The organism is Muribaculum sp. (assembly GCF_029051885.1).
Classification (GTDB): Bacteria; Bacteroidota; Bacteroidia; order Bacteroidales; family Muribaculaceae; genus Muribaculum.
Window position 1 is genome coordinate 1 of sequence record NZ_JAIDKI010000202.1, and the last position, 14,671, is coordinate 14,671.

The window sequence follows — 14,671 nt, forward strand, 5'->3', positions numbered from 1 at the left end:
TCCCTCATCACAAGCGAAAATATGCTCGACGATTGACCGCCCTGACGGTAACATTTATTATTAAACAAGCTCTAAATTTATATGATACAGATTTTGAGAGAGAATGTCAGATGTCTTTTTGTTGACTCCTCAAAAACAAAGTGATATGAATTTAAACAGTTTCTAAGGGCTCATAGCCCTGATTTCAATTATACCGTCAAGCCGCATTGTTGTGGCGTCGCTGCCGGCATGTTTCAGCCGGTGCCGACGCCCGGCAGTGCGGCTCGGTGTATATTGACGTGCCGGCTCCCATGTGTTATTATATATTAATTGCTGTTAATATATTTGTAGTGATTCTGAAATATTGCTACCTTGCAGAGAAATTGGTGAATAAAAAGGAAAGCTGCCTCGTTTTCTTCAATCGATACCATAATAAATTAAGCCTTGAGTATTCCTGACTCAGAAGGAGTATCATGGCATATGACCGCTACAGGCGGATTATCCCGTATATAGGGTGTGGGCATTCGTGTTGATGCTCGTCTTGTGGCGATATTGTGATAAAATCAGTGCGTTATATACTTAGCTACTTGTTATGAACAGACTTTTAACATTCTTGCTGCTCGCTGCAATGTCGGTAGTGTCAAATCTTGCTGTCGCGCAATCGAGAGGAGCGGATTATAAGAAGCAGGCCCGGACTTTTTTGGCCGATAAGGAGTATACCAAGGCCCGTTATTATTTTCTTCAGGCCTACAACTCGTTCTATGCCCAAAAGGATATGCCCGACGCCGTGGAATGCGGAGTAAAGGCGAGTGCGCTTTATCATCGCGAGAATTATTATAAGGAGGCATTCGACCTGTTGCGCAAAGTGGAGACATCCCTGACCGACGTGGAGACAGCATCGGGAAAGCAGCTGCCGGCGTTGCACTATACTATCGGACGCGAACGCCTGCAGATGTATATGAAACTGAAAAATGCCGCACGTTCTAAAGAACTCCTTTCCGGCCTTGAGCAGCTTGCAAAAGCCTCAGGCAACGACTCGATAGCCAACGATGCACTTTACGCCCAGGCGATATACTACTATACTTTCGGCATGCCGCAGCAGGGCGACGCTGCAATCAACCGTCTCATCGGCCAATACAAGTCAGCAAAGGATTATGATGGTGTGAGCGATTGCTACCGTACGCTGATAGATATGGCTGTGAAGGGCAACAATGCGCGCCTTGCATCCAGGGCTTATGATAAACTGCTGGCATGGAACGACTCTGTGCGTACACTCGTTGCGGCCGATGAGCTGGCGGCACTGCAGAAGAAATACGATGACAGCCTGGCTGTAATAGCCGAGAAAGACAGCACAATCACCGGCAAGCAGTATATAATAATAAGCCTGTGTGTGCTTGCGGCCATTCTTGCCGGAGTTCTTGTACTTGCGGGCTTTGTGCTGATGCGGTATATAATGCTTACGCGCCGACAGAAACATACTATAGAGATTGCCAACGAGCACAACCGTCTGAAAAACGAGTTTATAGCTAATATATCCGCCCAGCTGCGCCCTACGATAGGCTTGCTTGACCAGTCGCTCAAACCAGTGGTTGCGATTAATGCTTTCCTGGATGATATCCGCGAACTGTCTGACCTTGAGAATACTCTCGACTGCGGCTATGAAGTGGAGGATTGCAATACACAGGCTCTCTGTCAGGATATGATGGAGGGAATCCGTGATAAGGTAAAGGAAGGTGTCAATCTTGCTGTCGATGCTCCCAAAGTCAATGTGGCTCTTGCTGTCGACCCCTTGCGCCAGGTGCTTGCCCATCTGCTGGAAAATGCCGCGATATATACTCCCGAGGGTGGACGTATCTCCCTGGAGATAAAAAAACGCGGGGCAAAGCTCTACCAGTTTATCGTTACCGACAGCGGTCCCGGAATCCCGGAGGAGATTGCCGAAAGTATTTTCAAGCCGTTTACCGAAATCCGCGACCTTACGGAGGGCGATGCGCTCGGACTGCCGATATGCTCGCTCAAGCTCGCCAAAATGAACGGTACCATTACCCTCGACAGCAGCTATAAGCGAGGCGCCCGCTTCGTGGTGGAGATACGCGCTTAGCATTGTCCTTGTATGGAGTGTGACGGTGTGTGATACAGACCTATTTGACGCACATGCCCACGTCTGGGAATTTAAACAAGCTCTTCGCAGTTTGCGAAAAATTGTTTAAATTTGCGGCAAATTACATATCTGTACCCTTATGGATCGTAAAGTTAGAGTAAGATTTGCCCCGTCACCTACCGGGCCCCTGCATATCGGCGGCGTTCGTACCGCCTTATACAATTATCTTTTCGCCCGCCAGAATGGTGGCGATATGATACTTCGCATCGAGGACACCGACTCAAACCGTTTTGTGCCGGGTGCCGAAGACTACATCAACGAAGCTCTCGCATGGCTCGGTATCGGCATCGATGAAGGCGTGCGCGAGGGAGGTGCCTACGGTCCATACAAGCAGAGCGAGCGACGCGATATATATCGTGAGCATGTAGGCCGTCTGCTCGACCGCGGCAAGGCATACATCGCTTTCGACACCCCCGCCGAACTGGAGGAAAAGCGCAAGGAGGTGCCCAACTTCCAGTATGACGCCACTACCCGCGGCTCGATGCGCAACTCCCTTACAATGAAGGGTGGCGAGGTCGACCGACTCATAACCGAGGGACATCCCTATGTGGTGCGCTTCAAGGTTGAGCCGGGACGCGACGTTGTGGTCAACGACCTGCTCCGCGGAAAGGTTACAATCAATTCGTCGGTACTCGACGACAAAGTGCTATATAAGAGCGCCGACGACCTGCCTACATATCATCTTGCCAATATCGTGGATGACCATCTTATGGAGGTGACCCATGTGATTCGTGGCGAGGAGTGGCTCCCTTCGGCCCCTCTTCATGTACTGCTTTACGAGGCCTTCGGATGGGCCGACACTGCACCTGAGTTCGTGCATCTGCCCTTGCTGCTTAAGCCTGACGGAAAAGGCAAGCTCAGCAAGCGCGACGGAGACCGTCTGGGATTCCCCGTATTCCCTCTCGAATGGCATCCCGAAGGTGGCGAGGTATGCTCCGGATATCGTGAGTCGGGCTATCTTCCCGAAGCTGTTGTCAACTTCCTTGCCCTGCTGGGATGGAATCCCGGCGACGATTCCGAGCTTATGACAATGGACGAGCTTGTAAAACGCTTTGATCTTGCTCACTGCTCTCGCTCAGGCGCTCGCTTTGATTTCGAGAAGGGAAAATGGTTTAACCATGAATATCTGCTCAAGAAAAGCGACGAAGAGCTTGCCGAACTGTTCAAGCCCGTGCTCCGTGAGCATGGCGTAAATCCCGATGACTTCACCGACGAATACATAGCGCGTGCCGTGGGTATGGTAAAGAGCCGTATCTATTTCGTACGCGACCTTTGGGATCAGGCACGTTTCTTCTTTGTGGCTCCCACCGAGTATGCTCCAAAGGATGTGAAGAAGCGCTGGAATGCCGACACCCCCCGTATCATGGAGGAACTCATCGAGGTAATCCGCGGTATCGACGACTTCTCATCGGCAGCAGCTGAAAAGGTTGTGCTCGAATGGATTGCGTCGAAAGGATATCATCTCGGCAATGTGATGAACGCTTTCCGCCTTACTGTAGTCGGAGAGTGCAAGGGCCCCCACATGTTTGATATCACCGAACTGATGGGTAAGGAAGAAACAATCAACCGTATAGACCGCGGACGCCAGACCATCACACTCCCAGAGTAATGAATCTCCTCTACAATGCCGGCATAAGCCTGTATGGTCTTGGTATGCGTATCGCTGCGCTTCGCAGCGATAAGGTACGTCGTCTTCTCAAAGGACAGCGCGAAGCGTTGCCCTATCTGCGGCGTACGATTGACAGCGACCATGGCTACATATGGGTGCACGCCGCTTCGTTGGGTGAGTTTGAGCAGGGACGTCCTTTCATAGAGATGGTGCGTCGCCTTCATCCGCAGGCGAAGATTCTGCTTACATTTTTTTCTCCGTCGGGTTATGAGGTGAGATGCAATTTCCCTCTTGTCGATGCTGTAAGCTATCTTCCTCTCGACTCTCCTCGTAATGTAAAAGCGTTTCTCGACGCAGTAAAGCCGCGCATGGCTCTGTTTATAAAGTATGAGTTCTGGGGGAATTATCTCCAGGAACTGCGCCGTCGCGGTATACCCACATATATCATCTCCTCGATATTTCGCAAGTCGCAGGTTTTCTTCAAGCCATGGGGAGGCATGTTCCGCTCCATGCTGCGGTGCTACACCCATATCTTCGTGCAGGACGACAACTCGATGCGTCTGCTCGCTGACATCGGTGTATATAATGTATCCGTGGCCGGCGACACACGTTTCGACCGTGTTACCGACATCATGCGCGAACGTCCCGACGTGCCTCAGGCCGAGGCGATATCGGATACCTCAGGGCTGACAATAGTGGCAGGAAGCACATGGCCTCCCGATGAAGAGCTGTTGCTGCCTTATGTCAACTCACATCCCGAGGTAAGGCTGATAATCGCGCCCCATGAGGTGCGCGCCGACCGTATCGAGGATATTGTGTCTAAACTCAACCGGCCGGTTGCGTGCCTGTCAAAGGCCACTCCCGAAGAAGCTGCAAAAGCCGACTGTCTGATTGTCGACTGCTATGGAAAGCTCTCGGGCGTATACCGCTATGGCGATATCGCATATATCGGAGGCGGATTCGGCGCCGGGATACATAATATCAACGAGGCCGCCGTCTACGACATGCCTGTGCTTTTCGGTCCGAACTACCGGAAATTCAAGGAGGCGTCTGATATGATTGAGTGTGGAGGTGCGTTCACATTCAGCGACAAGGCCGGTTTTATAAGTGCTATCGATCCGCTTGTATCCGATTCAGAATATCTGCACAAAGCCGGACGTGCTGCCGGACATTATATCCGCGAACACCTCGGCGCTACACAGCGCGTGTATACCGCTCTTTCCTCTATCATTGAGTCAATCAACTAATTTGTAATGGCTGCGCTCTTGCATAATACCCCTTATAATCATGGCCATTTCCTTAAATAAATCATCGATAGGGCAGCGACTCGGAGAGTTCCTGACTTCGCGTAATTTTATTGGTTTCATTGTGTCGGTTGTCATACTGGCAGGCATTTCGCTGGCGTTCTTCTGGCCGGATGCGATACAGGGTGGCGAACTGCGTCAGCACGACACCTTGCAGGGTGTGGCCATAAGCCATGAAGTAGAAACATGGCGCGGAGAGACCGGAGATACGCCGCGATGGACCAACGCTCTGTTCTCCGGTATGCCTACATTCCAGATTTCTCCCGACTATGCGGCTGCCAAGGTGATATCGGCAGTGCGCACGGCCTATGGACTTTGGCTTCCTTCGCCGGTCAACCTTCTGTTTATCATGATGATGGGATTCTTTATCCTGCTGTTGGCCATGAGGGTACGATGGTATTTTGCGCTTATGGGCGCGATTGCCTACGGTATGTCGTCCTACTTCATAATCATCATAGGGGCCGGACATATATGGAAGTTCTATACGCTGGCCTACATACCCCCGACAATCGCCGGTATGGTGCTTGCCTACCGTGGGCGCTATCTCGCCGGAGGTGCGCTGGCTGCTCTGTTCGCAATGTTCCAGATTGCCGGTAATCATGTGCAGATGTCCTACTACTTCATGATTGTGGTTGTCGGATTTGTGATTGCCTACGCAGTGATGCTCTTCCGCAGCCATAATATGCGACGTTGGGTCAAGGCCACATGCGTGCTCGCGGTATCGGCGGTGCTGGCGGTAATGGCCAACTGTCCGAATCTCTATCATACCTATGAATACTCCAAGGAGTCGATGCGTGGTCGCCACAGTGAGCTCACTTCGGCCGACGAACGTCAGGACAACAAGGGCGGAGGCCTCGACAAGGACTATATCACGGCCTGGAGCTACGGAAAGAGCGAGACATTCTCTCTGCTCATACCTAATGTGAAGGGCGGTGCTACAATTAAGCCGGAGGCCGGAAGCAATAAGTTTTTATCGTTGTATGATGTGCCCGAAGCCGGCAAACTGACTGCTTCCGGGCAGCTCCCGGGTGAGATTGCTCCGTACCTCGGACAGTTGCCGCAATACTTCGGCGACCAGCCGATGACCAACGGTCCGGTATATGTAGGTGCGTTGCTCGTGGCTCTTTTCCTGTTGGGATGTGTGATAGTCAAGGGGCCTGTCAAGTGGATGCTGTTGATATGTACCATAATATCGGTAGCGCTCGCCTGGGGACACAACATGATGTGGCTTACCGACATCATGATTGATTATTTCCCGATGTACAATAAGTTCCGTACGGTAGCAAGCATACTGGTGGTGGCTGAGTTTACCATCCCGTTGCTGGCCATACTCGCACTTAAGGAGGTTGCCGCCAACCGCGACGAGTGGAAGGCGCGCTATCAGAAGCCGTTCTTCATCACGTTTGGTATCTGCGCCGTGTTATGCCTGGCCGGCATGTTCGCGCCCGAGCTGTATGGCAGCTTCCTGAGCGAGCAGGAGGCGGCTGCTTATGGAGGATATCTCATGGAGGCTCCTTATGCCCAGCTTTTTGCCGCCGTGCAGAAGATACGCATGTCGATGATTTCGGCCGACAGTTTCCGCAGTCTGGCGTTTATCGTGGCCGGAGCGGTGGCGCTGTGGCTTTACGGCAACCGTAAGATTAACGTCAAGGTGCTTGCGGCTCTGCTTGTGGTGATTGTCACTGTCGATCTCTTCAGCGTCAACAAGCGATATCTCGATTCGGCAAGTTTTGTTCCCCGTCAGCTGGCCCAGGGCACTCCGTTCCCTCTTACAGGTGCCGACCGAAAGATTCTTGCTGATACAACCATGAACTACAGGGTGATGGATATACCACGCTTCAACGAGGCAGGTCCGTCGTACCATCATAAGACAATCGGCGGCTATCATGCGGCCAAACTCACCCGCTATCAGGATATGATTGAGCGTCATCTCGGCAAGTTCCTTTCTGGGCAACCTTCGGAAGCCGATATGAATGTGCTCAATATGCTCAACGCCAAGTATGTGGTGATGGGCGAAAACGAGGTGGTGGAAAATCCTGGCGCACTCGGCAATGCGTGGCTCGTCGACAGGGTTATGTATGTGGACGGTGCTGACGCCGAGATGGCGGCCATCGACAATATCGATCCGGCTGTTACGGCTGTGAGCGATAGCCGGTTCCGCGATGTGCTTGGCACTTCGGTGCCTGCCAAGGTTGTCGGCGACACTATTTATGAGACATCATATGCCCCCGACCGCCTGACCTACAGGGTAAAGAGCGCCAACGGCGGTGTGGCCGTATTCTCCGAGGTATACTTCCCCTGGGGATGGGAGGTCACCGTCGACGGTACCTCGGTGCCGCTGGGTCGTGTCGACTATCTGCTGCGTGCTGTCCGCGTGCCGGCCGGCGCTCACGATATCGTCATGACATACCGTCCTGAGTCGGTAAGAGTGACAGGTATTATTTCGATGGCTTCGGTAATCGTAATCTATCTATCCGTACTCGCTGCTATTCTGTTTGCCATATTTACGCTCCCTGCCCGTGGTAAAGATAAAGAAGCGGTTTAAACTGTATCTCACCGCTGTCAACCGTTACAAGCGGAGCCGGGGATTCGGCATACACTCCCCGTTTGCCTATATGTTTGTGCTCAGAGTGTTGCGCGAACAGTTGGCCTATTATGCCTATTCCGACATACAGGAGCGGCGCACCATTGCAGCCTCGCTTGCCAATAAGGTAGAGGGTAAGCGTCCGAAGTTGATTTCGATGAAATCGGCAAGGATGCTTTTTCGCATAGCCTGCTATTTCCATCCTGAGGTGATGATGCAGATAGGCACATCCTACGGAGTGTCGACTACGGCGTTGCTCGACGTGTCGTCGTCGTCGCGGATGATTATATACAAGGGTGCCGACGCACACGATGTGGTGTATGATGAAGTGACCCGCAGATACTCCGGGCGTATTGAGACGTGCCTCTCGATTGATTCCGCAATCGCCCGCTACGAATCGGAATGCCGTATTGCATCCACCGCTCCCTTTATCCTTGTCAACTCTGTTGACCATGGGAGTGATACCGCGGGGTGTGCCGATGCCCTGGTCGAAGCTCTCACCAAAGGGGGGACCGTGATTTTCCGCAATCTTATGAGCTCGCAGGCCATGGCCTCGCTCTTTGCCGACGTTGAGTCGCGCATCACCCATGGCATGACCTTCACCAACAGCAGGGTTGCTGTGATAGTAGGGCTGCGCCATCTGCCGCGTCAGCGCTTCAGCCTGTGGTTTTAAGGTGATGTTTTATATATTTTTCAAAGTCTGTCTACTTATTTATGCGCGCTCTTCCGGAATGGGATAAACTGCTTGAGGATTATTACACGTATCTGCTGCTGGAGAAGGGCCTGAGTCAGAACTCATGTGACGCCTACTCAACCGACGTGCGCAAACTCGGTGTATATCTCAGCGACGTGAATATGTCTGTCGCTAATGTCTCGGCCGACACTCTTCAGGAGTTCGTAGCCGGCCTTCATGACCTTGGCATTGCCGGCAGCACGCAGGCGCGTATCATATGCGGCATACGCTCTTTCTTCGAATACCTGCATATGGAGGGATATATGGATGCCAACCCTGCATTGCTGCTCGAGACCAACAGGCATGCGCGCAAGCTCCCCGAGGTGCTCACCGTCGAGGAGATTGACGCTATGATAGGGTGTATCGACATGGGTAGCCAGGAGGGGCAGCGCAACCGTGCGATAATGGAGACCCTCTACGGCTGCGGACTGCGTGTCACCGAGCTTGTGGAGCTGCAACTGTCGTCGGTGTTTCTCGACGAAGGGTATGTAAGGGTGCGGGGCAAGGGGAGCAAGGAGCGCATCGTGCCGATATCGCCGGCTGCCATCGGGGAGATACGCGACTATCTGCCTGAACGTGCGGCCATAGATATCAAGCCCCGCGAGGAGCAGTATCTGTTTCTGAGCCGCCGGGGCACGCATCTCACGCGGGTCATGATATTCTACATAATAAAGAAGCTGGCCTCAATGGCGGGAATAACACGCTCAATCAGCCCCCACACGCTGCGACATTCGTTTGCCACACACCTGCTTGAGGGTGGTGCCAACCTTCGTGCCATACAGCAGATGCTCGGTCATGAGTCGATTGGCACGACCGAGATATATCTCCATCTCGACCGTACCGAACTGCGCCGCGAGATATTGTGTCACCATCCGCGCAACATGCGCCGTAATCAGGGGTGATACCCTTTTCCTGGGTATAAAATCAGTACATGTGGTAGTCGATTGACAGCACCTGGAATTCGGTGCGCCGGTTGATCTGGTCGGCCGTTTCCTGCTCTTCCTCAGGAAGGGCGAGAATAAACTCTTCGTTGAGCACGTCGCCCTCCTTGAATTGTGGATACTGGCGTGCGAGACGTTTTGTGATTGTCTTCGGACGTGATTTTCCGTAGCCCTGCGGCGACAGGCGCTCGGGGCGTATGCCTGCGGCGATAAGGTAGTCGATTACCGATTGGGCGCGACGCTGCGACAACTTCTGATTGTACTCTTCAGAGCCCCAGCGGTCGGTATGCGAGGCCATTTCTATGGTTACGTTGGGATTGTCGCGGAGCACCTGTACGATGGAGTCGAGTGCGGTCTTCGACTCGGGGCGCAGAGTGGCCTTGTCGAAGTCGTAGAATATGTTGTCGACGACATTGGGCTTGTTGATTGAGGCGAGTATGAAGTCAACTCCATATTCGGCATCGACTTCGGCGGTGTCGGCCTGGAATTCCTGTTTTGCGTTGAGATACCCCTTTGCTCCCGCGAGCATCACGTAGCGCACGCCTCTTTGCAGGTGAAACGAGAAACTGCCGTCGGCCTTGCCCGATGCTTTCTGGTTGGAGCCGTCGTCGCCTACGATACGTATCACAGAGTTTGGCACAGGCTCCTCATCCTTGTCGAGCACCATGCCCGAGATGGTTATCTTCAGGTCGGGGAGCACGAATGAGTACAGATGGTCGTAGCCTCGTCCGTCGCCGCGGTTGCTGCTGAAGTAGCCGCTCTCGCCTTCGCCGAAGGTGATGCCGAAGTCGTCGGATGCGGAGTTGACCGGGTAGCCCATGTTGGTTATGTTCCATCCGCCCGACGGTGTCTGCTCGGCGCGGAACAGGTCGAGTCCGCCGAGTCCGGCATGGCCGTCAGATGCGAAGTACAGCAGGCTGTCGGCGCGCATGTAGGGGAAGCATTCGTCGCCCGGGGTGTTGATGAATTCACCGAGATTTTCCAGGTTGCCCGCACGCTCTTTCAGGTTGATGCGCCACAGGTCGAGTCCGCCCATCCCTCCGGGCATGTCGGAGGCGAATATGAGCCAGTTGCCGTCGGGCGACACGGCCGGATGACCGTAGCTGGAGAGTGTGTCGGCTGTGATTTCAAATCTTACCGGTGCGCTCCATTTGGCATCGCTGCGCTGTGATGTGAATATCTCTACTCCTGTATGGGCGTTTGGCTCGCGGCGCGCGCGTGTCAGATACATGGTTGAGCCGTCGGGCGAGAAGGATATTATCCCTTCGTCGTGCTCGGTGTTGAGCTCTCCCTCCACTGCTTCGGGACGCTGCCACTGGCCCTGCTCGTTTTTGCGGGCCACCCATATGTCGCCCTTCTTCATTCCGGTAATCTCGCTGCGGTTTGAGCCGGTCACCTTTTCGTTGGTAGTGGTGAAGTAAAGCACGTCGTGGTCGTCGCCGGCAAACATCGGAGAGAAGTCGGCGCGGCGCGAGTTGAAGAGTTTTGCCTGCTTTACGACATATCGGGTAGGGGAGGCCTTCGCTCCCATCCCTTTGCGGCATCCGGCTATGCCGGTTTCGGCTACTGCGGCGTCACGGGGTGCTGTGGCCAGATAATCCTGATAGGCGTTTATGGCGTCGCGGTAGCGGCCCTCCGACTGTAGCGACTGTGCGAGGTAGAGATGTGTCAGCGAGTCGGGGTAGGAGTAGCGCAGGGCATTCTGGAACGCCGCCGAAGCGCGGGCGCTCATGTTGAGCTTGCGGTAGCACAGGCCCATCTTGTAGGCGACTTCTCCACGCAGGGGGCGCTCCTCGCGTTTCTTGAGCTTGTTGTAGACTCCGCGGTATGTGCGCGATGCGTCGTAGTATTCGCCGCGTTCCATCTGCTCGTCGGCAACGGCGAGCTTGGCGCCTCCACAGCTCCACAGCAGCAGGGCGCAGAGTATGGCCGCGGTATATCGCAGGTATATGCAGTTATGTCCCATACTATTATTAACGTGTGCGCGTTGGGGATATTATGTCGGCGCGGCCTCACGCTGCCCCGTTGCATGGGGAGTGTGAGGCCGCGCCTTGAAAATTCTGTGCTGTGGAGGTTATTCTGCCGACGCCAGGGGAGAAGGGGTGTTGTAGGTACGGGCGGCAAGCTCCTTGTCGAGCATGTACATGCCGTACTTGTTGTCCTCGACGGCCTCGGTGGCCTGAATAAGGTTGCGGGCTGTCTCCTCTTCTTCAATCTGCTCGTCGATAAACCATACGAGGCGGTTGACCGATGCGAAGTCGTTGTCGGCCTTGGCTATCGCGGCTAGATTGTTGATCATGGCTGTCACCTTGCGCTCGTGCTCGAGGGTCTGACGGAACATGTCGATTACTCCGGGCCATGATTCGGGCACTTCGGCGATGGGCTTGAGCACTACCTTTACGTCGCGCGAGTTGAGATAGTTCATGAAGATGCGTGCGTGGTCCTGCTCTTCCTTAAACTGGATGAAAAACCAGTTGGCGACACCGCTGTGGCCTTTGGCTTCGGCATCCATCGACATTGCCAGATATAGGTAGGCCGACCAAAGCTCGGCATTGATCTGCTCGTTTATTGCGTCCTGTAATTTTTGGCTAAGCATAGTTGATGTAATTAAGATGTTAGACTTTTGATGACGCAAATATATTTATATTTCCGTGATGCGCCAAATAAATATGTCATCAGTGGGTCGGCGACATCTCGAACACGAGTTTTCCGCCGCGGGCTATATCTTCGTGGGATATGAAGGGTGAGTCGAGCTCTTTGCCGTTGAGCAGTACGCGCTTTACATACATGTTGGCCTGAGAGTTGTCCTTGACCTCGATTTCAAACGGTCCGTGCTGTGCGTGGATTATCGCGCGGTCTACCATCGGACGCCCGAGGGTGTACACCGGTATGCCGGGGGCTACCTGATAGAGTCCGAGTGCGCTCATTACGTACCATGCCGACATCTGTCCGCAGTCCTCGTTGCCGATTATACCGTCGGGAGCGTTGGTATAGAATTCGCGCATGATGTAGTCGAGGCGTTCCTGGCCTTTCCATGGCGAGTCGGTCCAGTTGTAGAGATATGCCATGTGGTGGCTCGGCTCGTTGCCATGGGCATACTGTCCGATCAGACCGGTTATGTCGTTGGAGGCTTCGGCGCCGTCTACCTGCGACGAGGTGGTGAACAGGGTGTCGAGACGGGCTTCAAGCTCGGGCTTTCCGCCGATGGTCTCGATGAAGTTGTCCATGTCGTGGGGTGCGAAGAAGCTCCACTGGAATGCATTGCCTTCGGTGTAGTCGCTCTTCATGTGGGCCGAGTAGCGGGGATTGAATGGTGTGCGGAATTTTCCGTCGCCCATGATGGGGCGCATCATCTTGGTCTCCGGGTCGAGGTAGCGCTTGTAGTATTCGCCCTTGGCCGCATAGGCCTTTGCCAGGGAGTCCATGCCGGCCTTGGCGGCGAGCTGCGACACACACCAGTCTTCATAGGCCATCTCCAGACCCCACGATACGGATTCGCTTACAGAGTCGGCGGGCACGAAGCCATATTTCTCCTTATAATAGGGGTGCATTGTTACAAGGTCGAGCTCGCGTGTGCCCTTGAATTTTTCGGCGAGGTCCGGGCGGTATACCGACGATGCGGCTCCGGCTTCGGCCCATGTGGCTATGTTGGCACTGTCGGCAAGTCCTTTGCATGAGAGGTCGGCCAGCACGGCCACGGCGGGATATCCTACCATACATCCGGTATAGCTCGAGCCGATAGGCCATTTGGGAAGAATGCCACCCTGCTCATAGCCTTTCACGAGCACCTTGCCCCAGTCGGCGGCCAGCTCGGGACTGATGATTGTCATCAGCGGCTGGAATGCGCGGAAAGTGTCCCATAGCGAGAACACCGAGTAGTTGGTGTAGCCCTCTTCGGCCTGGTGCACCTGCTTGTCGAGTCCACGGTAGCGGCCGTCGGTGTCCTGGTAGGCGAAGGGAGCAATCATCGTATGATAGAGCGCGGTGTAGAAGTTTACCATCACGGTAGAGTCGGCCTGGATTTCGATTGCCGAAAGGGCATTGTTCCATATGTCGGCCGATTGTGTGCGTGTGGCGTCGAAGTCCCATCCGGGCAGTTCGGCGGTCATGTTTTTGGCGGCGCCGTCGGGGTCGACCATAGATATCGCTACCTTTATATAAAGTGGCTCCTTGCTGTCGGCGAATTTATAGTGGAGCTTGAGGTCGCGGTCGGTCTTTATTACCGGGGGAGTGTCGGGTGTGGTCTTTCCGTCGATATAGCGTGCTACGCTTTCAAATGGCTCGGAGAATACGATGCGGTACGATACATCGTGGAAGTGGGCCCATCCCTGTGTGCTGACGGTTCCCTCTACAGTCGAGTCGTTGACCTCTTTGTATGTATTGCCGATGAGCTTGTGGCCCCAGTTGGGCTGAAGTATATGGCCAAGGTCGAGCATCACACGGCGGTCAGAGGAATTGTCGTAGGTGTATCGGTGGAATCCTACGCGGTCGGTGCTCGTAAGCTCGACATCTATACCGAAGTTTTCGAGGCGCACGGCATAGTAGCCGGGAGAGGCTTTCTCGGTCTCTTTTCTGAATGTAGCTACCGGCTTGAGCGAGTCGGCGCCGGAATAGGGGAGGAGGGCAACGTCGCCAAGGTCGCCGATGCCGGTGCCTGAGAGGTGGGTGTGGCTGAATGCGTATATCTCGTTGTCGTCGTAGTGGTATCCGCTGCTGGCCTCCCAGCCCATTATGTGGGTGTCGGGGCTCACCTGTACCATGGCAAACGGACGTGTGGCGCCCGGAAATGTATGGCCGTGGAATCCTGTGCCGATAAACGGATCCACATACTTGATTTCGTCGGTAAGAAGAGGCTTATTGGCTGAGCTGTTGCATCCTGCCATCAGACAGAGTGCTGCCGCCGGTAAGAAAATTACTGATTTTTTCACGTGGTATCTTTTGGTTTTTAGTATGTTTGAATTTCTATTTAGGTAAGATTCAGATTATGCTTGGGTGTGTAATATGCAATCAACCCCAAAGATACGAATTTTAACCCGTAGATACCGCCTCCGCCCCCTCCTTTTTAAGGTCGTTTAATAATTAGTTCATGTTTTGTGTGTTTTAGTCGCCGGGCTACGCCGGGCATGCCGTGGGATGGCGCTGACCTGACCCCACCCTGCGAACCGCTAATGCGGCTCTTGGGTGGGGCTAACGTTGTTGACGCCCCCAAAGGGGCTATGCGCTAACGCGTGGAGTTGTTGATGTAGCGTGGTCGCCATGATGAAGAGTCGTGGTTGCCGATGGGGTTGTGGAGTAGGGATGCGAGGTGAATTTTAACGTCGGTACGGAGCGCTTTTGTGTTTAGTCGCCGGGCTACGCCG

General features: G+C 53.9%; 9 protein-coding genes. 6 read left to right on the forward strand and 3 right to left on the reverse strand.

Annotated features, from left to right (window positions below; translation table 11 throughout):
* The first annotated feature begins 571 nt into the window (after positions 1 to 571).
* The 6 genes from K2I50_RS08435 to K2I50_RS08460 all read left to right on the forward strand — a co-directional run bounded on the left by K2I50_RS08435 (position 572) and on the right by K2I50_RS08460 (position 9,272).
* Positions 572 to 2,080, forward strand: coding sequence for a sensor histidine kinase (locus K2I50_RS08435; RefSeq protein WP_301025892.1), 1,509 nt, complete (start codon positions 572 to 574; stop codon positions 2,078 to 2,080).
* Between the two features lie 139 nt (positions 2,081 to 2,219).
* Positions 2,220 to 3,749, forward strand: a complete 1,530-nt coding sequence (gene gltX / locus K2I50_RS08440) for a glutamate--tRNA ligase (protein WP_301025893.1) — start codon at positions 2,220 to 2,222, stop codon at positions 3,747 to 3,749.
* A complete protein-coding gene (locus K2I50_RS08445) occupies positions 3,749 to 4,996 on the forward strand; it encodes a 3-deoxy-D-manno-octulosonic acid transferase (protein ID WP_301025894.1) in 1,248 nt (415 codons plus the stop codon). The genes gltX and K2I50_RS08445 overlap by 1 nt, the downstream gene beginning before the upstream one ends.
* A gap of 40 nt (positions 4,997 to 5,036) precedes the next feature.
* Positions 5,037 to 7,598, forward strand: a complete 2,562-nt coding sequence (locus K2I50_RS08450) for a YfhO family protein (protein WP_301025895.1) — start codon at positions 5,037 to 5,039, stop codon at positions 7,596 to 7,598.
* Entirely contained in the window at positions 7,573 to 8,310 is a 738-nt protein-coding gene (locus K2I50_RS08455; RefSeq protein ID WP_301025896.1) for a hypothetical protein, read from the forward strand. The genes K2I50_RS08450 and K2I50_RS08455 overlap by 26 nt, the downstream gene beginning before the upstream one ends.
* Before the next feature lie 41 nt (positions 8,311 to 8,351).
* Positions 8,352 to 9,272 carry a site-specific tyrosine recombinase gene (locus K2I50_RS08460; protein WP_301025897.1) on the forward strand — a complete coding sequence of 307 codons (921 nt, stop codon included), beginning with the start codon at positions 8,352 to 8,354 and terminating at the stop codon, positions 9,270 to 9,272.
* Between the two features lie 22 nt (positions 9,273 to 9,294).
* On the opposite strand, the gene porE is transcribed toward K2I50_RS08460, so the two are convergent.
* The 3 genes from porE to K2I50_RS08475 all read right to left on the reverse strand — a co-directional run bounded on the left by porE (position 9,295) and on the right by K2I50_RS08475 (position 14,239).
* A complete protein-coding gene (gene porE / locus K2I50_RS08465; RefSeq protein WP_301025898.1) occupies positions 9,295 to 11,277 on the reverse strand; it encodes a PorE family type IX secretion system protein in 1,983 nt (660 codons plus the stop codon).
* Positions 11,278 to 11,385: 108 nt separating this feature from the next.
* Complete coding sequence (locus K2I50_RS08470) at positions 11,386 to 11,907, reverse strand: ferritin (RefSeq protein WP_301025899.1); 522 nt, start codon at positions 11,905 to 11,907, stop codon at positions 11,386 to 11,388.
* 79 nt (positions 11,908 to 11,986) lie between these two features.
* The gene (locus tag K2I50_RS08475; protein ID WP_301025900.1) at positions 11,987 to 14,239 is read right to left on the reverse strand and encodes a GH92 family glycosyl hydrolase; all 2,253 of its coding nucleotides are present in this window, start codon (positions 14,237 to 14,239) and stop codon (positions 11,987 to 11,989) included.
* Between the last annotated feature and the right edge of the window lie 432 nt (positions 14,240 to 14,671).